Source organism: Clostridium tagluense, assembly GCF_003865095.1.
GTDB classification, from domain to species: Bacteria; Bacillota; Clostridia; order Clostridiales; family Clostridiaceae; genus Clostridium_AD; species Clostridium_AD tagluense.
Genome location: NZ_BHYK01000001.1, coordinates 287,103 through 307,738, shown reverse-complemented (window position 1 = coordinate 307,738; position 20,636 = coordinate 287,103). Strand labels below are relative to the sequence as shown.

The following is a 20,636-nucleotide window of genomic DNA, read 5'->3' as shown; positions in this document are numbered from 1 at the left end:
TAAATCCCTCCTTAAATAAAGTGGTTTTCTTTTAATTTTGAAACTACATACTGAGCTGCTTCTTTAGGTGGTAACTTTACAAGTTCTCCGTTTCCCTTAGGTTCTTTAGTCATAGACTTCTTAACCTTTGTTGGCGAACCGCTTAGTCCAAGAAGAGCTTTATCTGCTCCAATAATATCTGCATTCCAAACTTTAACTTCTTTATTTTGATACATATCAAAAATGTTTTTTATATTCATGTATCTTGGCTGATTTAACTCTTTTATAGCTGTTAAAAGAACCGGTGTTTTAACTTCTATGTTTTCATATCCATCTTCCCAAGCTTTTCTAACTTTTAATCCGCCTTTAATTATCTCAACTTTTTCAACGTATGTTATTTGAGCAAGACCTAAGTGTTCTGCTATTTCTGGACCAACTTGCGCTGTATCTCCATCAATTGCTTGTCTACCTGCAAAAACTACATCGTAGTCCAATTTTCTCAAAGTTGCTGCCAATGCATGTGATGTAGCTAATGTATCTGCTCCTGCAAATGCTCTATCAGATACTAAAATTGCGTCATCCGCTCCCATAGCTAGTGCTTCTCTTAATGCTTTTTCCGCTTGTGGTGGTCCCATACTTATAACGGTTACATGAGCACCATCGCTATCTCTTAATCTTAGTGCTTCCTCTAGCGCATTTTTATCATCTGGATTTATGATTGATGGAACTCCTTCTCTTATAAGGGTTCCTGTCTTTGGATCTATTTTAACTTCATTTGTATCTGGAACTTGTTTTAAACATACAACTATATTCACTTTTAATCCCCTCCTACTTTAATAAGTTTGCAGCGATAACCATTTTTTGTACTTGTGAAGTTCCTTCGTAAATCTCAGTTATCTTAGCATCTCTCATCATTCTTTCTACTGGATATTCTTTTGTATATCCATATCCTCCGAAGATTTGAACAGCTTTAGTTGTAACTTCCATAGCCGTTTCTGATGCGTATAATTTTGCTCTAGCAGCTTCTAAACTGTATGGAAGGCCATTATCTTTATTCCATGCTGCCTTATATACTAAAAGTTTTGAAGCTTCAACTTTAACATCTAGTTCAGCCATCATCCATTGAAGTCCTTGGAATGCTGATAGAGGTTTTCCAAATTGTTTTCTTTCTTTCATGTATTTAGCTGCTGCTTCTAGTGCTCCTTCTGCAATTCCTAGTGCTTGAGCTGCTATACCAATTCTTCCTCCGTCAAGAGTTTTCATTGCTATACCAAATCCTTTTCCTTCTTTTCCAAGCATGTTTTCTTTTGGAACTATGCAATTTTCAAATACAAGTTCAGTAGTTGAAGAGGCTCTTATTCCTAATTTATCTTCGTGTTTACCAATTGAAAATCCAGGAAACTCTTTTTCAACTATGAAAGCAGTAATTCCTTTTGTTCCTTTGCTCTTATCAGTCATAGCAAAGACTATAAATGTATCCGCTACTCCGCCATTCGTGATAAATATTTTCGAACCATTTAATATATAATTATCGCCCTCTAAAACCGCTGTAGTTTGTTGCTCAGACGCGTCTGTTCCTGCATTGGGCTCAGTTAATCCGAAAGCACCTAATTTTTCACCTTTTGCAAGTGGAATTAGATATTTTTTCTTTTGCTCTAATGTACCAAACATGTCTATTGGGCCCGCGCACAATGAAGTATGGGCTGAAAGTATAACGCCTGTAGTTCCACATGCTTTTGATAATTCTTCAACAGCTATAACGTAAGATAAATTATCGCCACCCGCTCCACCAAATTCAGTTGAAATTGGAATACCAAGCATATGATATCTAGCCATTTTCTCTACAGTTTCCATAGGAAATCTTTCTGTTCTATCTATTTCTGCGGCTATTGGTTCAACTTCATTTATTGTGAATTCCCTTACCATTTGTTTTACAAATTCTTGTTGTTTTGTCAATGAAAAATCCATAACACTTCCTCCTCACTATTCTCTGATAAAAATAATAATTATTATCTTTATCTTATTTTTTTAAATTTTATGTTTATTTATTTTTAAAGCATTTTTCTGATTTTTCAAGAAATGCTGTCATTCCACTTTTTTGATCTTCTGTGGCAAAGCACGCGCCAAAAATTTCAGCTTCATAAATTAAAGCTGTATCTATATCCATTTGCATACCTCTATTGATTGCTGTTTTACATAACTTAACAGCTATAGGTGCATTGCTAACAATTTTTTTAGCTAATAGTTTTGCTTCTTCAATTAAATTTTCAGGTTCTACTACCTTATTAACAAGCCCTATCCTTAAGGCTTCTTCTGCATTAATAATTTCTGCAGTAAATAATAATTGTTTAGCCATACCTGTGCCCACAAGTCTAGCAAGTCTTTGTGTACCTCCAAATCCAGGTGTTATTCCAAGGCCTGCCTCTGGTTGTCCAAATTTTGCTTTTGATGAAGCTATTCTGATATCACAAGCCATAGAAAGCTCACAACCTCCACCTAGCGCAAAACCGTTTACTGCCGCTATTACAGGTTTTTCTAAAGTCTCTAGTTTTCTAAATACACTGTTTCCTAAATTACCAAATTTTCTACCACCCATTGCATCTAGATCCTTCATTTCTGAGATATCAGCTCCTGCGACAAAAGCTTTCCCCGCTCCTGTTATAATAACTGCGTAAATCTGGTCATCATTTGCAATTTCATCAATTGCGAGTTCCAGCTCTTTTAATGTTTCTGTGTTTAATGCATTTAGAGCTTTGGGTCTACTAATTGTAATAACTGCAACTTTGTCTTCTTTTTGAAAAAAAACATTTTTGTATTCCACAACAATTCACTCCTTACGAATTAATCCATTATTAACAATTCGTTAATAATATAACAATTAAGATTGAAAAAATAGTTGAGGTACTTTGCCCCAATCACATTATATCTCTTTACGGCACTTATTTCAACAAAAAAAACACCTTTTTATTTAAAAACAGTGTTTTCCAACTTTTAATTATGATAAGTGTTCCACCACTATTTTATGGATATGTCCTGTCATTCATTAAACAACTGAGGGTTAAAAGACTTTCACTTAAATGGACATTCTCTACTATTATTTCTTCCGGTACCTCTAAATCTACAGGTGCGAAATTCCATATACCCTTAACCCCATTTGTTACCATCATATCAGCCACTGTTTGAGCATTGTTTTTGGACACACAGATTACACCAATGTCTATGGGTGTTTCTTTTAAAAACGCCACTAATCCATCTATATCTATTACTTCAACATCTCTAATTTTCAGGCCTATAAGCTTTGGATTAATATCAAAAATACCCGCTAAGTTAAATGCTAGCTTTTCAAAATTAGTGTAATTTGCAATAGCTTGCCCAATATTGCCTGCACCTACTATTATCATCTTATATTCTTTTGATAATCCTAGTATTCCGCTGATTTCATTTAATAATTCTTTTACGTTATACCCGTACCCTTGTTGTCCAAAATCTCCGAAGCAATTCAAATCTTGTCTAATTTGAGATGCTGTAAACCCAATTTTCTCCCCTAATTCTTTTGAGGATATTCTATCTACATCATTTTTTAAAAGTTCTCTTAAGTATCTATGGTATTTAGGCAATCTTTTAATAACTGCCATTGATATATTCTTTTTTCTTTCCACAGTTTACATCCCTCCACCAACATCATAAATTTCATATTATTTATTTTACCACACTATTATAAGTTAACACTACTTTTTATTACAAATTTAATAGTTCTTATTGTATTTTCCCCATTTTACTTCCTTTCTACACTGTTTTTTAAAATTAATCCACATATATTTGTTTTTCACTACAAAAGTTTCAATATAAATAGTACAATAATATATGAATGAACTTTAATTGTTATTTATAATTAGTAGAGTCTCATATTTTTAGCAATTCAACTACATTAATTGCTTCAAATAACATTGCATTTTATTATTGTAATAATATTTTAATACTACAGAGTAGGAAGGTGAACATAATAATAGTTCTAAGTTGCAAAGATATTCACAAAAGTTATGGTATAGATGTTATTTTAGACAAAATAACTTTTAGTATAAATGAAGGTGAAAAGGTCGGTTTTATTGGTGCTAATGGAGCTGGTAAATCTACACTTTTCAAAATACTTACAAATCAATTGGATTCTGATAATGGTGAGCTATTTATAGATAAAAACAAAAGAATTGGTTATCTATCTCAGGATTTAAGATTAAATTCCAATAATACTATATACGAAGAAACACTTTTAGTATTCGATAATCTATTAGCCTTAGAAAAAAACCTTAAAGATTTAGAATCAAAAATGAATGAACCTTATGATGCTTCAAAAGAAGAATACACTAACAGAATAATAAAAGAGTATACATTAACCTATGACCTTTACAATAATCGCGGAGGATACACCTATAAAGGAGAAATTAGTAGGGTTCTTAAAGGACTTGGCTTTATGGAAGAAGATTACAATAAGCCAATTAACATATTAAGCGGTGGTCAAAAAACTAGAGTTGCACTATGCAAGTTATTACTTAAAAATCCAGATGTACTTTTATTGGATGAACCTACTAACCACCTAGACTTAGATGCAATAGAATGGTTAGAAGATTATTTGAAATCCTATAAAGGAACTATGTTTATAATATCCCATGATAGATTCTTTTTAGATGCTATTTCTAATAAAACCTTTGAACTGCTTAACGGTCATGTAGATTGTTATAATGGGAACTATACAACTTTTATTGACTTAAAGAAGAAAAATTATGAGATTCAGTTAAAAGCCTACAATTTGCAGCAATCAGAAATAAAAAGGCAAGAGGATATTATAACTAAGTATAGATCCTTTAATAGAGAAAAAAGTGTAAGAGCTGCAGACAGCAGACAAAAATCTTTAAACAAAATGGAAAAGATTGATCTACCCGATAGGGATCCTAAAGAAACCAGGATGAATTTCGAAACAGAAATTAAAAGTGGAAATGACGTTCTGCATATAGAAAATTTATCAAAATCATTTGGAGATAATCTTTTGTTCCAGAATTTAAATTTAGATATGAAAAGATCAGATAAGATTGCTCTTATTGGTGAAAATGGTCGCGGTAAAACCACTCTTTTTAAAATTATTATGGATAAAATGGCCAGTGATACAGGCATAAAAATATTAGGAAAAAATATTTTTGTAGGATATTATGACCAAGAACAATCAAATTTGAATGATGGAAAAACTATAATAGACGAGGTTTGGGATGAATTCCCTAAACTTACTACCACAGAAGTGCGCAGTGCCCTGGCTGCATTTTTATTCATAGGAGAAGATGTATTTAAAAGTATATCCGCATTAAGTGGTGGAGAAAGATGTAGGATTAATCTTCTGAAAATCATGCTATCTAAATCCAATTTCTTACTATTAGATGAACCAACAAATCACTTGGATATTATGTCCCGTGAAGCCTTAGAAGACTCAATCCTAGGATATGACGGCACAGTTATTGTAATATCTCATGATAGATATTTCTTAAACAAGGTAATTACTAAAATACTTGAATTAAATCAAGATGGCCTCAAAGAGTATTTAGGTAATTATAATTATTATATAGAAAAAAAGAAAAACCCTCTTAGGTTCCAAGTGGAAGAAGCCCAGGCCGGGATGTCAAAAACTCAAATTAATTTTGATAAAAAGAAGAAAAGAGAAGAGTCAAAGTTAGAAAAACAAAAGAAAACGGACCTAAAAGACCTGGAAGATAAAATTTCCTCATTGGAACAAGAATCGGAAAAATTGAATAACGATTTATGCCTTGAAGAGGTTTATTCAAACCCTACTCGAAGTTCTGACGTAAATAATCAACTTTCAAATGTTAAAAAGGAACTTCAAGATCTTTATGCAGCTTGGGAAGCCTTTTTAGATGACTCAGAATAAAAAAGTATGAAATTTATCCTGCGTGCCTTGCAAACGAGCTCGAAACTGGAAATTCCATTTAAAATTCTAATCTTTTGCCATATAAAATTTCCTATCGCTCACATTCGCCATCCTGGCTCAGGTTCGCTAGCCTGTCGTCCTGACAGGCTTACGGAAATTTTATATCGCAAAAGAAGAATTTTTAAATGGAATTTCAATGTTTCTTCGCTTCTTATTGCAATTCACTACGGATAAATTTCATACTTCCCAATATATTACTATTTTAACAGCCATCAAAAATATATAATAAGTTACAGACTCTTAGTTTATTTAGTGAACCTTAGGGTTTTTTACTATGAAAAATAATATGTATTGGTATTTTTTCTCAGATTATGCTAACAAAAGTATATATTGCGCAGAATGCATTTGAATAAGCCTTAGTAATTCAAAATTCATTTTATTTGTAGCTGCGTTAAGAAAAAAGCATGTTTGAGCGACAGCGAGTTTGCTTTTTTTAGCAGATGCAGATAAAATAAATTTTAGAATTACTTGGCGAAGTGAAAGCATTTTAGCAATATATACTTGACCTTATAGCATAATCTAAGAAAAAATTTCATGCCTTTTAGCATTTATAAAAGTTAAACCAATGCTCCTTCTAATAAGACTTTGATATTGTCTTTATAAATTTTATTAAATTGACTTATTGGAAGAGGATTTTCTCCAAGTCCAACCTCAATGGTATATCCAGGTTTTCTATATTTATCTATAAACCAATCCTTATATCCTGCAAAACTTGTAATTCCATAAGTTTCCGCGAGTTCATAACCACTTAATTTTGAAAATGTTTCCCCTATTTTTCTAGCTTCAAGCCTCGCCAAATTTTGAAAATCCCAGTATATCACTTCCCCTTGACTGTGATAGGCTATTACTAATCTAAAATTATTTTTTCTTGTAAAATTCGCTAGAGCTTTAGACTCCGATTCTGATTCTGGCGACGTACCTGAATATCTTGTAGGCCCTGGTCCATACACCCCATAGCTTTTTTCTGCCTCCTTTGACTCTAACCATAGAGCATCATAATTATGATTAAGGTCTACCCCCCTTATATTTGCGCTCCAAGTTTTAGAAAAATCCGTACTTCCATTATTCCACTTAATTAAATCATTGTAGTATGGATTACTCCTATCTAGCCCATTAAGCACTAAATCAACGCCATCTGGATTCACCATAGGCATCACATATATACTGCTCTTATTCCATATATCCTGGACATCGTACCCCTCTAAATTTTGTCCTGTAGCATAGGCTTTAGAAAAATTTTCAATAAACTTCATTAAAAGTACAGTAGTTATCCATTCAATAGCATGATGAGACCCATTATAAAAAACTTTATTAGGTCCGTTCCCCAGTTTTACATAATAAAGTTCTTTTCCTAGCTCACTCTTGCCTGCACTGGCAACTTCAATAAATGGGTACCTAGCCTTTAGTCCTTCTAAATCTTTTTTCATAATATCATAAGTGTAGTCAATATTTGTATAAACAACCTCCAATGAATAAGGAACTATAATCTCACTTCCAACTTTCAGATTATTAGGATTTATTTGAGGATTAGCAGTAATTATACTTAGAGGTGTAGTGTAATACCTCCTTGCTATAAGATATAGTGTATCTCCGGGTCTAATTCTGTAGGTATCATAACCCATTAAAAATCTATTCATGAGTTTATAAGTGTCGTCATTTACTACTCCGGTAGGTGATAGCCCAAAATATCTTTGGAACATCGATACTGCTGCTGCAGTTTTAGGTCCATAAATTCCATCTATTCCGTCCACACTGTAACCTAATTTATTAAGTAGTGCTTGTATTTCCATTACCTCGGTTCCTCTTGAGCCTATCTTTAGGATTTGCAAATTCCCCCTCCTAAAATTTCTTATAGTACTATCTTATGATATTTAATGAAAAGTGTTACAGATTTAAATGAATATATCGAAAATAAGCTTAAATTTACAATCACATCACCATATTTAAACCAACAAAAAAGCACGTAAGAATTTTTACGTGCTTTCTTGTTGATTAATGAATATCATTCTTGAAATATCAAGGACCACACACTAGAATTAAAACTGATTATAAATATAAGTAACTTTTGCATCAGGCTGAAATAAAAAAATATAACCGCAACCTAAGATGGCAATTGTATAAATAGCTATTATAAAAATTATATTATTTTTTAATTTCATTATAATATTTATCAATGGCTTCATTAACATACACCCAACCTTTCCATCCTAAATGGGAAGCATCTTTTAAAAAATAATTTTCATTTTCATGCATTGAAAAATCAGCAACTTCAAAGTCATAAGAATTAACCATATTATCTATCTTTTTATAATAAGCTTGCCTATCACTTTTATTAAAACCGGCATAATCATACCATTTGCCGTTTACAGGTATATTTAAAATTAATGGTTTAATTCCTTGTTCCTTGCAAACATCTAACAGTAATTTAAAATCCTCATATTCTGGAGATACCTTATAGGTATCTTTTTTCATTGATCCCTTTTGTTTTTCAAAGGTTCCTTTAATTCTGGAATTATAGATATGATTTTCCATGCCAAATTTATTATTATTTGACTTTGGTTTAGCAGTTTCCACAGCTTTTTTTAATTCATCATTCCAATTAATATTTGTATGCTGTGGTTGTTGATATTTTACAAGTTCAGGATTAGACTTAAGATATTTATTGCTATTTATATCATCCTTTAATGTTAACAGCTCATATTTTATCCAATAATATGGTGTCATTAAATATCTATTAGTTGTACTTATTAAGTCCTTATTACCATAAAGAGTGCAATATGTCCTCATAATCTGAAAATCTTTATTAGGTTTTTTTGAAGTAATTGATATTATTCTTTTTGCGAACTCTTCTTTTGTAGTTAAACTTATATCATTATTAAACAAAAAACCATATACCTGCAGCTCAGAAGAATTAGCTTCGAAAGTATTTTCATCAATACCTGCCTTTGTAAACCATTGAGGGGAGAGCACAAAAACAACCTTTTGTCCTTTTAAATTCTTACCAAGTGCTCCAAAATCAGCAACATGCACTAAACATTTATAACCTGATGTTCCTATAAGATTGATTTGGAAACCATCTTTTTTGCCATTAAAAAATTTAAAGGGATGAGTAGAATACCCATTGCTAGCTACAAATTCAGAGGAACCAAACATCAAAAGATTATCGCCTTCTCTTGCTCCCATTTTTTGAAGCATTACACCTTTAAATTTATTAGCAGTTAAATTTTCTCCAAACTTGTCATAATATTTTTTTGAAATAATACCTTCATAATAGTTTTGATAATAAAATAAAAAACCAATACTAATAACAATAGAGCAAACAAAAGCTATGACCTTTTTCATTATATTCTACTTTTAGAGAGGGTTTGAAGATACTCAGTAATTTTGTTTGGTGTTTCTATATCTTTTCTTTCAACAACAGCAGGGTCAAGTATGATATTAGTTTTTTCCTCTACTGCTACAATCAGTTCAATAACTCCTAATGAATCCAATCTTCCGCTGTCAAATAAATTCACATCACCTTCTTCATGTAAATCCTCCCCAGTAATTTCTTCTAATATATTAAAAACTAATTCTTGCATATAAATGCCTCCTTCTATTTAAATAAATATCCTGAAAATATTAAAAAACTAAAACATATCAAATTAAAGGTTACAACAGTTGAAGCAATTTTAAAATAAACCTTTCCTTTGATTTTTTTGTAGAGTACTTTTCTCTGAAAATAATCTGTAACTATGAGCAAAACCCCATGAAAGGCACCGTAAACGACATAATTCAACTGAATTCCATGCCATAGTCCCATGGTTATCATGTTTATCATGAAACCAATATATGAAGCTGTATATCTACTCTTGAACCACTTTTTCTTAATGGCACTCATTACGAATCTATTATAAATAAAATCTCTAAACCAAAAAGATAAGCTCATGTGCCACCTATTCCAAAAATCTTTTATATCCTTACTTATAAATGGAAGATTAAAGTTTTCAGGTGTTTTTATTCCCATTATATAGCTTACACCTATTGCAATTAAACTGTAACCGGCAAAATCAAAAAACAAATAAAAGCTATAAGAATACATATATTTAATTGCATTTAATAAAGTATGTGGTCTTAATGAGATTATATTAATGAAATATTTTTGTATATAATATCCTATTAGGAATTTATATCCTACGCCCTGTAAAATTTTAAATATTCCATCACCTAAATATTCAACATATTGTCTAGGTTTAATAGCCTTATTGCTTTCCTCCATAAATCTAATTGAACGATCCACGGGTCCAGAGCTTAAGGTTGGGAAAAATAATATAAAATAAGCAAGATCAAAAATATTTATTTTGGTTATATACCCATCAAAAATTTGTATTAGCATCTGAATAACTTTGAAAGTCAAATAAGAAATTCCTAAAAACCCAAGCTCTTTGTGTATAAATATATTGCTGAACTTTGAGTATATTAAAGGTGATAGACCAATTACTATTATAATCCAAAGTAACCATCTTTGTTTAAACTTTCTTACCATAAAGCTATAAATTATAATTAATAAAAATTCCATTACAAAAAATACAATTAAATATTCAACTTGTTGTCTTGAATTACCAAAAATCAAATAAATCATAAATAAGCTCGCCGGTAGTCCATACCACTTTATCCTTTTACCAAGCAAACCAACGACAATTGCGGGAATCAGTACCAAAATCATTAAATAAAAATACAAAAAATCTCCATAAGGAAGCATCTAAAATTCCTCCATTATCTTTTTTCTATCGATTTTTCCATTTCTATTTATAGGTAAAGCTTCTATTACCTTTACTTTGCGAGGTATCATATATGAAGGCAATAAATTCTTCAAGGAATTTTTAACTAAGATAATTATGTTTCCTTCAAACTTATCATTTAGCACTACAACTGTTGCCAAATATTTAATTTTATTTTTTTCCTTAATAGGTACTACAACGGCATTTTTTATGAAAGGAAGTTTTTTTATATTATTTTCGATGTCTTCAATTTCCACTCTATAACCATTAAGTTTAATTTGATTATCTATTCGTCCCTCATAATATAGTAGCCCATTATCAATATACCCCGTATCTCCTGTCCTATAACCCCTCTTTTCAACATCTGAAATTTCTCTTTTAAAAAAGGTTTTTTTTGTTAAAATAGGATCAGCAAAATATCCTATGCTTACACTGTCACCTACTATTAATATTTCATTTGTATTTTCTTCTATGATTATTTCACAGTCTTTTTTTACGTACCCAACTGGAAGACTTTCTTTACTTAAAAGCATTTCTTGTTTTATTTCAATTGCAGTTACTGCCACTGTTGCCTCTGTTGGACCATAGAAATTTATTATTTTAATCTTAGGAAATCTTTCCAATAATTTTTTTACACATTCCTTGGAAAGTGTTTCTCCACAGAATAACAACTGCCTCAATTCAGGTAATAATTTTTCATTAAATTGCTCACTTTGCAAACACATTTCTGCAAAGGAAGGAGTAGAAACCCAAGTTGTAATTCCTGAAGACTTGAAATTTATAAAAAGCTCAAGTAAATTAGCTATCATCTCTTTATCAATACTATATAGTATTGAACCAGAAACCAATGATAAATAAGTATCCATAACAGATAAATCAAAAGAAAAAGGCGCTTGATTCATAAATATTTTATCTTTTTTATCAATTAAATCCATACTCCAATCAATGAAACTTTGAATACAATTTTGGGTTATCTGTACTCCCTTTGGTTTACCAGTACTTCCTGAAGTATATATAATGTAATAAACCTCTTCCCCCTTAATTCTATAACTAATATTTGGAATTTTATTTTTATATTGTAATACATTTTTTTCTATTTCATTCTTATTTAATATTGTATCTGCAGGAATATCAATTAAATTATCTGATATGTTTATAATTAGTTTAGCACCAGAAGTAAATAAAATATCCTTAAGCCTTGTACTTGGAGTTGAGCTATCTACTGGAATATATGCATGTCCACTTTTTACACAAGCTAAAAAACTTATAAGCATTAAGTGATCTTTATGTCCAAAAACTATTATTGGAGTTTTGTCTTTTCCAAATAACTCTATAATATTTACAGCAAGTGAATCAGATTTTGTTTTTAACTCTCTATAAGTTAAGTTGCTATTCTTATAGATATGAGCTATTTTATTAGTATTACAATAACTCTCAATTATATCAATAAAATTCATAAATTCGCCTTCCTTCCTCCATATAAATTTATATCTCTTACATTTCCTTTCTTTTAATTTTAAAATTATCAATTCAAAATAACATTATTACTCCAATTAAACCCCACAATTCTACTTAATTCCTATTTCACTAAAATTTATTATATCAGTACTTTGCATAAATTCATATTTTAATATTTTTTTTCATAAAAATTTATCTTGTTTTGATAATTCATTTTATTTTAATGAACTAAATTATTCTCTTACATGTTTATATAAAGATAGTGCAAAATAATATTGGAATATATTATTTTGCACTATAAAAATGATGTCTTTTAAATTATAAGGAATGTAACACCATAGCAATTACAGTTACGTTCAAAAAACATAATAACCTTAATAAGTCTCCATTCCTTCAATTTATTTTAAAGGAGTGGAGACTTAAATAGTGACTTCTTACGTTCAATGTATTATAAATAAGATAATTATATTAAAATATTTCAAGCTGAACCCATTAAAATTTCTCTCTAAGTTTATTTTTTAAACAAGTCCTCTCTCAACCATTTCTGTAATTGCGAAACTTGCTATGTCCCCAGCAAATTTTCCTGGTCCGAAACCTGCATCGTATCCAAGTTCTTTAGCAAGTTCATGTGTTATTCTTGGACCTCCACAAATTAATACAACTTTATCTCTGATTCCTTCTGCTTCTAATAATTCTACTAGGTTAGTAAGGTTTTGAATGTGTACATCCTTTTGAGTTACAGTCTGAGAAACTAGAAGAACATCCGCTTTAAGTTCTATAGCTTTTTTAATAAATTCTTCATTCTCAACTTGACTTCCTAAGTTCAAAGCTTCTATCATAGGGTATCTCTCAAGACCATAGTGTCCTGCAAAACCCTTCATATTCATTACAGCATCTATACCAACTGTATGAGCATCTGTACCTGTACTAGCGCCAATTATTATAACTTCACGTTTAATGTTTTCTTTTATATACTCTCCAACTTCTTTCATATCCATTACTTCACATTCTACAGTTTGAACATGGATTTCTTCATAGTTTACAGTATGTGTTAATGAACCGTAAATCACATAGAAAGCAAATTCTTTATCTAAAGAACCATGATGAGCACAGATTGGATCTTTAAGTCCCATAGATCTAGCAAGCTGAAGTGCCGCTTCTACTCCTCTTTCATTATCCTCTACTGGAAGTGTAAAGCTCATTTGAACCTTACCATCATTCATCGTATCTCCATAAGGTTTAAGCTTTTTTAAATCTAAACTTTTATCATACTCTTTAACTTCTAATGAATATTGTCCTTCGCTCATTACTTTTTCCCTCCTAACATTAAATCTATAAATGGGTTGAAATAAGCTTTTTCTTTTTGAACAACTCCTGCAAGGCCTTTTCCACCTGTTAAAGGTCTTTTGATTCCTGCAAATTTTCCTTGCTCAAGGGTTCTGAATAACCCTTCTTTTTCAATTTCGCAAATTAAGTCTGTTGCTTTGTTTAATACCTCATCAACTCTTGTTTCCATCATGCCACCTTTTTTGAAGGTTATTTCTGATCCTAAATCCTTCATAGTTCTAAATATATACTGAGCATTGTCTATTGATATCGCTCTATCTGCCATAAATGGAGTGTGTATTGCTTCTGTAAGCATTCCAAGAAGATGTAATTTTTGTCCTGTCATAATAGTAACCATGTTGAATAATGCATCTTGCACTTGTCCTTTAAATATATCTCCAGTCTTAAACTTAGTTGGAGGCATATATTTGAGTGGAGCTTTAGGAAAGATTTCTCTTGCCATTTGCGCTTGTGCAAGTTCAAATAAAAATCCATTTTCAACATCTGGACTTATTTCAAAAGCATGACCAAGTCCCATTTGCTCTTCTGGAAGTCCAGCAACTAATGCAAATTGTTCATTTATAAATTGAGATGCAAGTACAGTATGAGCTTCTTCTACCGCATCTGCTGTAGTTAAGTAGTTATCTTCTCCAGTGTTTATTATAACTCCAGCGAATCCATTGATTATTCTTGAGAAATATTGATCAACTATAGTTCTTTGCATATTGATGTCGCGGAATAGAATTCCGTATAGAGCATCATTGAGCATAACGTCCAATCTTTCTATAGCTCCCATAGCAGCTATTTCAGGCATACATAATCCAGAACAATAGTTACAAAGTCTTATGTATCTTCCAACCTCTTCTCCAACTTCATCAAGAGCTGCTCTCATAAGTCTGAAGTTTTCTTGGGTTGCAACTGTTCCTCCGAAGCCTTCTGTTGTAGCTCCGTAGGGAACAAAGTCAAGTAAACTTTGTCCTGTAGTTCTTATAACCGCTATTACATCTGCGCCTTGCTTTGCAGCTGCTCTTGCTTGAATTATATCCTCATATATATTACCTGTAGCAACTATTACATAAAGATATGGACCACTTTTATCACCGAACTTTTCAAGGTATGATTCTCTCTTACCTCTATTTTCACTGATTTTAGCAACCATTTCTTTAGCAACTTTATCTACAGCCATTTTGATTTCGAATGCATCATGCATAGGAAGTTTAGTTAAGTCTATTTCACCTTTTGCTACTTTTTCTGAAATTTCTTGTGTTGAAAGGCCAGTTTCAATCATAGCATTTCCAATAAACATTGCAGCACCAAGTCCTAATCCATTGCCATTTTTAATGTTGTCTACTACGATATTGGGAATAGGTACTCCTACTTCATCTACCCCATCAATGCCTAAAAGTCTACAAACAGTTCTTTCTACTGTTACTGTAGTATGTATATCAATAAATTCTTGAGTATCTCTTGCTATATTTTTAGCTGATTGTCTAGCTTTATCGACTACAGCCCAATTTAAATTCAACTTGCTTTCCATATTATTCCTCCTCATTATAAAAACCTTTTGCTATATCTACTATTTCCTTTTGAAGGCCTAGTAATAATGCTATATTAAGTGCATCTTTTGGTACTTTATTTTCTTTTGAAACCTTCTCTAACTTATACTCCATATGCTCTTGTATTAATTCAACAGAGTGAGTTTTATTATTATTTATTTTATATTTTAAATCATCAAAATCTACATTTTTAAGTCCCATTACTTGATAATGCTCCATACTACCTTCAACCACTCCGTCATAATGAGTCGATATAAGGCTTGCAGAATTAAATTTAGTCAAGTATCTAGCAAGAGATTTTACAAGAAAGTACCCTTCTTTTGGGTTAGTGCCTCTTGCAAACTCATCTAGAGCTATAAATCCATCTTCTCTTTTTGCACACTCTACCACTTCTTTTAATTTTATTATCTCTGCTCCAAATGTGCTTAAACCTTTGGAGATAGACTGCATGTCATCTGAAACAAAATGAATAAACCCAAGAATCGGAAATTCAGCATCTTTTGCAAATACAAAAAAACCCATTTGGCCCAGCAATAGATTCAGAACAATAGTTTTTAGAGTAACACTTTTACCTCCCATATTCGCACCAGTTATAATAGTTGTTCCTGCAAATAGATCTATACTAACGGGGGTAAATCGTTTTTTATCTTTTTCTAATATTTCTTTAATTTCAGGACTAAAGGCGCTAGCAAGGTGAATCTTCATTTCGTTACAAATTTTTGGCCGTATCCCCCCATAAGCTATGGATAAATTGGCTTTAGCAATTAAAAAATCTAATCTACCTACGGCTTTTATATTCTGGTTTAGGGCCTTAGTATCTTTAGAAATATCTAATGTTAGCTCTTTTCTAATCCTTAGTTCTTCCGCTTCTTCCTCTATAACTAAGTCTAGCCGTTGCTGCTTTAACTCACTTATTTCTTCATCATTTTTTGCAGTAAAAATCTCTTTTTCCTTTTGTTTTTTCTTTTCACGAATGGATTTCAAGGTTTTAGAATACTCATCATAAACATAAAAAGTAGGTATTCCTGCCCCCTGTGGGTCCAGAGTATAAATAATTCCCTGTAATGATTCTAGATGAAGGTCTTCTATATTAAGATCTAAGCCCTCCAACACATTTTTTAATTCTGTTACCAGCATTGAAAAATATTTGATTTCGTATAATTCAACCTCATCTAATATTTTGTCTTCGCTACATCTTTTAATAGAATTTCTAACATCTTTAAGTTTACAAAATATTCTTCCTATTGCGTTATACTCTTCCACATGAGAATTCATAGAATTAATTATACTTTCTAGACTATTTAATTCATTGTTCAATTTATCTATTTCTGAATCTTTAAAAGGCACAATATTTTTTTTTTCTTGGAGTCCATAGGTGGTAGTTATTCCTAGTTTATCCATAACAAAAGAAAACCCAACTTGCTCCCTCTGCTGCTTATCTAAAAATTTCATTTTACGCCCCTCCAATTACATCAAATACAGGTACATTTAAATTATTCCTAAGTCCATCTAAAAACTTATACTTATCAAATTCATACCCATAAGGTGATTTTGGATTAGATGTAACACATACTATATTAATTGGATTTATTGTTTTTATGATTCCACCTTGAACTTTAAATTTATAAAGGGTATCCCTAGTTAAAAACAACTTTGTTCCATCTTCAACTAGGAAAGTTACTCCTCTATACATTTTTGTGGTGCTCATAATATCTTCTAAAAGGTTGTCTGAAACTACACCCTTAATAACTACATAAGAAGTAGTTTCGTCCAAAGCCTGAGCAATTTCCTTAGAAGATCCGAGTGCTGTAAGTGCATCTAGAATTTTCATATTATTGCCGCGGCTAATAATACCTATTCTTCCTTTGCACAAAACTTCACTGGCCAGCTTTAATATTTCATCATCTACTTCATTTTCTGTGGATAATAATTTAACAGCATGACTAGTTTCTTCTATAACCGCAGCCATACTTTTTGAAAGTGAGGCTCCAGTTGATAAAATTGTAGCATTTGTAATTGCTGGAGACGCAAAAGTTTTTCTACTAAGAGCCCCATCCACAATTGTAAGCTTACTTCCAAACTTCTTAAGATCCTCACATATTAAAGTCATATAAGAATTTACAGATGGACCACCTAAATCCACATATCCGTCGCTTAGCGCTCTGCATATAACTATTTCTCCCATAGGAGTATTGAACCCGGTAGTTTTTAAAATCTCTCGAGTTATATCACTATTTAATAAACATTGCTTGGCAGTAGCAATTAAAGTTCCGCACTCTACATAAATTTTAGGTTTTTCTGTTGCAGTTACTATATCTTGATCTTCTCCGTCTCTTCCTATAGAGGTAAGGCCGAGGGATATCCTCCCTCTGGCCTCTTTTAATATATGATTTAAGGTTGTTGTTTTTCCTACATTTTTATTCATTCCTATTATAGAAATGCTCTCATATTTCTGAACCATTTGGAAAATACTGAGCATTTCTTGATTAAGTTTCATTTTACTCGTGATGCGCTCTTAAATTTCTTTCAAGTCCAACTGGTTCCATTGCCATTCCTTCATGATTTAATAAACCCGCTACTCCTACTTTGTGAACCTTTTTCTTACCTTCGCATACGTCACAATGACAGTCTGATGTATAGCTAGTTGGTTGCTCATAAGAAGTTATAACACCTTCAAAATTTCTAAGTACTACTTTTTCAGGGCTTTGAGATATAAGATAGCTTGGCATTACTGGAATTTTTCCACCGCCACCTGGTGCATCAACAACAAATGTTGGTATACAGAATCCTGAAGTATGCCCTCTTAATGCTTCAATAATTTCTATTCCTTTAGCTACTGGTGTTCTAAAGTGCTCAAGTCCCATAGAAAGGTCACATTGATAGATATAGTATGGTCTAACTCTAATTTTAACAAGATCATGAACGAGTTCCATCATTACATGTGTACAATCATTAACCCCTCTTAAAAGAACTGTTTGGTTCCCTAAAGGTATTCCTGCATCTGCCATTCGAGCACAGGCAAGTTTTGAATCTTCTGTAATTTCATTTGGATGATTAAAATGAGTATTAAGCCAAATTGGGTGATATTTCTTTAACATATCTACAAGTTCTGGCGTAATTCTTTGTGGAAGAACTACTGGCACTCTTGAACCTAATCTTATTATTTCAACGTGTGGAATTTCTCTTAATTTTTTGATTATATATTCTAATTTATCATCTGAAACAAGTAGTGCATCTCCACCTGATAATAATACATCCCTAACTTGTGGCGTATTTCTGATGTACTCTATAGCCTTATCTATTCTATCCATTGGCATAGCACTATCGCTTTGTCCTGCAAATCTTCTTCTTGTACAATGTCTGCAATACATTGAACACATATCAGTTACTAATATTAATGCTCTGTCTGGGTATCTATGAGTTAGTCCTGGCACTGGAGAATCTGCATCTTCATGTAATGGGTCCAATAAATCAGCGTCTGCTTGATGCAATTCTAATGCAGTTGGTATAGCTTGCTTTCTTATTGGATCGTGTGGATCACTAGGGTCTATTAAAGATAGATAGTAAGGAGTTATAGCCATCCTTAATGTTTTAATACATTGTTTGACTCCTTCTTCTTCATCTTCTGTTAGAGGTATATATTTTTTTAACTCCTCTACAGTTTCAATTCTATTTTTAACCTGCCATTTCCAATCATTCCACTGCTCATCTGTTACATCTTTAAATAATTCAAATCTTCTATTAACTTTCATATTAGTACCTCCATCGTATAATAATTTTTATTTCATGATGTGTAGCTGATATATTAATACATTTTAGATCGAATATATTTTATCCTATAAAACAAAATTAAACGTATAATTCTTCGAATACACTTCTTAATGTTTCATTTTCTCTTAACTCTTCAAGGGTTATTTCTGCATGTCCTTTAGTGTATCCATTTCCTACTATCATAGTAACGTCTTTACCTACACCTTCAGCTCCAAGTGCTGCTTTTGTAAAGCTTGTAGCCATTGAGAAGAAGTAAACTATTCCGTCATCTTTTACTGGCAAAATTGTTGACATTTCAGTATTTGGAACGTTAACCATGTTTATTGCTACATCAACTTCGCATCCATTATTATGTGCTAGAGTAGTGTTCATTACATCAAGAGCGTTTCTAGCATCTCCTATAACTATTTGCATTTTAAGGCCTAATCTTGCAAGTCTTGCTGCTTCTTCTTCGTTTCTTACAAGACCTATAACATTGCCTGTTGGTCCTACTCTTTTAACTGCTTCATAGCTACAAAGCATTCCTGATTTTCCTGCTGCACCTAGAAGTAGAACTGATTGACCTGGCCTCACAAGTTTAGCAACTTGAGCTGGTGCTCCTGCAACGTCTAATGCTGCTAATGCTAAATTTTCATCCATATCTTTTGGAAGTTTTGCATATAGTCCGCTTTCAAACAAAATAGCTTTTCCTTTTATTACAACTCTATCAATATCTGGTTTAATATCTATAATTTCATCTATTTTTAAAGGTGTTAATGATAATGAAACTAATGTGGAAATTTTGTCTCCAACTTTAAGATCTGTTTTGCCTTTTAAAGCTCCGCCTATTTTTTCAACTGTTCCAATAAGCATTCCACCTGAACCTGTTACAGGATTTTGCATTTTTCCACTAAGCGTTACGATTTCAATGATTTTAGCTTTTATTTTTTCAATGTCATGTCCCGCTTCTTCCTCTATTTGAGTAAAACTAGCTGAGTCTATATTTAAAGCTTGAACATCAATTAAAATTTCATTATCGAATATATTCATATCATTTGATATTTTAGTTGCTGGTTGTGGTAATACACCTTTTGGTTCAATTGACCTGTGAGTTCCGTATTTACATCCTTTATTCATCATGAGTTCCTCCTCTTATACATCCATTGTTTTTAGATTTTCTGATATTATTAGTTCTGCCCCAGTAAGTGATTTAACTTCTTCAACTGTTGTCTCTTTATGAATTTCAATAAGTACAAGCCCTTTATCCGTAACTTCCATTACTCCAAGTTCTGTAACTATAAGGTTAACTTGTGCTTTTGCGGTTAGTGGTAAGGTGCATTTCTTTAATATTTTAGGAGTTCCTTTAGCTGTATGTTGCATTGCAATAATAACCTTTTTAGCTCCTACTACTAAATCCATTGCTCCACCCATACCTGGAACCATTTTACCTGGTACAATCCAATTAGCTAAATTACCTTCTTGATCTACTTCCAGCGCTCCAAGAACAGTCATATCAACGTGTCCGCCTCTTATTAAAGTGAAAGACATAGCGCTATCAAAGTATGCTCCACCAGGTAGTATTGTAGTAAATTGGCCACCTGCATTAGTTATATCCTTGTTTTCTTCTCCCTTTGGCGGAGTAGCTCCCATGCCAACCATACCATTTTCTGATTGGAAAGTAACATGAACACCTTCAGGAATATAGTTTGTAACTAATGTTGGAAGTCCTATGCCTAAATTAACAAGTTGTCCATCTTTTAATTCTTTACCAATTCTTTTTGCAATAATTTGTTTTGCAAGCTTACTATCTGTAATCAT

The 20,636-nt window shown here is 31.9% G+C and carries 17 protein-coding genes; 1 reads left to right on the top strand and 16 read right to left on the bottom strand.

Features of this window, described 5'->3' with window-relative positions; translation table 11 throughout:
• Window positions 1-11 precede the first annotated feature (11 nt).
• The 4 genes from Ctaglu_RS01455 to Ctaglu_RS01440 all read right to left on the bottom strand — a co-directional run bounded on the left by Ctaglu_RS01455 (window position 12) and on the right by Ctaglu_RS01440 (window position 3,638).
• Window positions 12-794 carry an electron transfer flavoprotein subunit beta/FixA family protein gene (locus Ctaglu_RS01455; RefSeq protein WP_124997314.1) on the bottom strand — a complete coding sequence of 261 codons (783 nt, stop codon included), beginning with the start codon at window positions 792-794 and terminating at the stop codon, window positions 12-14.
• 13 nt (window positions 795-807) lie between these two features.
• Window positions 808-1,947 carry an acyl-CoA dehydrogenase gene (locus Ctaglu_RS01450; protein ID WP_124997312.1) on the bottom strand — a complete coding sequence of 380 codons (1,140 nt, stop codon included), beginning with the start codon at window positions 1,945-1,947 and terminating at the stop codon, window positions 808-810.
• A gap of 73 nt (window positions 1,948-2,020) precedes the next feature.
• Window positions 2,021-2,800 (bottom strand): short-chain-enoyl-CoA hydratase, encoded by a 780-nt coding sequence (locus tag Ctaglu_RS01445; RefSeq protein ID WP_124997310.1) that lies wholly within the window; start codon window positions 2,798-2,800, stop codon window positions 2,021-2,023.
• 199 nt (window positions 2,801-2,999) lie between these two features.
• Complete coding sequence (locus Ctaglu_RS01440; RefSeq protein WP_124997308.1) at window positions 3,000-3,638, bottom strand: redox-sensing transcriptional repressor Rex; 639 nt, start codon at window positions 3,636-3,638, stop codon at window positions 3,000-3,002.
• Window positions 3,639-3,982: 344 nt separating this feature from the next.
• Between Ctaglu_RS01440 and abc-f the strand changes: the two genes are divergently transcribed.
• Window positions 3,983-5,908: a ribosomal protection-like ABC-F family protein gene (gene abc-f / locus Ctaglu_RS01435; protein WP_124997377.1), complete on the top strand. Its 1,926-nt coding sequence runs from the start codon at window positions 3,983-3,985 to the stop codon at window positions 5,906-5,908.
• 617 nt (window positions 5,909-6,525) lie between these two features.
• On the opposite strand, the gene Ctaglu_RS01430 is transcribed toward abc-f, so the two are convergent.
• From Ctaglu_RS01430 to Ctaglu_RS01375, 12 genes are all read right to left on the bottom strand, one after another.
• Window positions 6,526-7,797 (bottom strand): M14 family metallopeptidase, encoded by a 1,272-nt coding sequence (locus Ctaglu_RS01430; RefSeq protein WP_124997306.1) that lies wholly within the window; start codon window positions 7,795-7,797, stop codon window positions 6,526-6,528.
• Between the two features lie 313 nt (window positions 7,798-8,110).
• Window positions 8,111-9,310: a D-alanyl-lipoteichoic acid biosynthesis protein DltD gene (gene dltD / locus Ctaglu_RS01425; RefSeq protein ID WP_124997304.1), complete on the bottom strand. Its 1,200-nt coding sequence runs from the start codon at window positions 9,308-9,310 to the stop codon at window positions 8,111-8,113.
• Window positions 9,310-9,549 carry a phosphopantetheine-binding protein gene (locus Ctaglu_RS01420; protein ID WP_124997302.1) on the bottom strand — a complete coding sequence of 80 codons (240 nt, stop codon included), beginning with the start codon at window positions 9,547-9,549 and terminating at the stop codon, window positions 9,310-9,312. Before Ctaglu_RS01420 ends, dltD begins: the two co-directional genes overlap by 1 nt.
• 14 nt (window positions 9,550-9,563) lie before the next feature.
• Window positions 9,564-10,709, bottom strand: a complete 1,146-nt coding sequence (gene dltB / locus Ctaglu_RS01415) for a D-alanyl-lipoteichoic acid biosynthesis protein DltB (protein WP_124997300.1) — start codon at window positions 10,707-10,709, stop codon at window positions 9,564-9,566.
• On the bottom strand, window positions 10,710-12,185 hold the full coding sequence (gene dltA / locus Ctaglu_RS01410) for a D-alanine--poly(phosphoribitol) ligase subunit DltA (RefSeq protein ID WP_124997298.1): 1,476 nt from the start codon (window positions 12,183-12,185) through the stop codon (window positions 10,710-10,712). It lies immediately after the preceding gene.
• Window positions 12,186-12,704: 519 nt separating this feature from the next.
• Entirely contained in the window at window positions 12,705-13,493 is a 789-nt protein-coding gene (kamE, locus tag Ctaglu_RS01405) for a lysine 5,6-aminomutase subunit beta (RefSeq protein WP_124997296.1), read from the bottom strand.
• A complete protein-coding gene (gene kamD / locus Ctaglu_RS01400) occupies window positions 13,493-15,049 on the bottom strand; it encodes a lysine 5,6-aminomutase subunit alpha (RefSeq protein WP_124997294.1) in 1,557 nt (518 codons plus the stop codon). Before kamD ends, kamE begins: the two co-directional genes overlap by 1 nt.
• Before the next feature lies 1 nt (window position 15,050).
• Window positions 15,051-16,520 (bottom strand): lysine 5,6-aminomutase reactivase ATPase KamC, encoded by a 1,470-nt coding sequence (gene kamC, locus Ctaglu_RS01395; protein WP_124997292.1) that lies wholly within the window; start codon window positions 16,518-16,520, stop codon window positions 15,051-15,053.
• Between the two features lies 1 nt (window position 16,521).
• On the bottom strand, window positions 16,522-17,547 hold the full coding sequence (gene kamB / locus Ctaglu_RS01390; RefSeq protein ID WP_124997374.1) for a lysine 5,6-aminomutase reactivase subunit KamB: 1,026 nt from the start codon (window positions 17,545-17,547) through the stop codon (window positions 16,522-16,524).
• Between the two features lie 19 nt (window positions 17,548-17,566).
• Complete coding sequence (kamA, locus tag Ctaglu_RS01385; RefSeq protein WP_124997290.1) at window positions 17,567-18,820, bottom strand: lysine 2,3-aminomutase; 1,254 nt, start codon at window positions 18,818-18,820, stop codon at window positions 17,567-17,569.
• A gap of 97 nt (window positions 18,821-18,917) precedes the next feature.
• Complete coding sequence (kdd, locus tag Ctaglu_RS01380; RefSeq protein WP_124997372.1) at window positions 18,918-19,955, bottom strand: L-erythro-3,5-diaminohexanoate dehydrogenase; 1,038 nt, start codon at window positions 19,953-19,955, stop codon at window positions 18,918-18,920.
• Window positions 19,956-19,970: 15 nt separating this feature from the next.
• Entirely contained in the window at window positions 19,971-20,636 is a 666-nt protein-coding gene (locus Ctaglu_RS01375; protein WP_124997288.1) for a 3-oxoacid CoA-transferase subunit B, read from the bottom strand.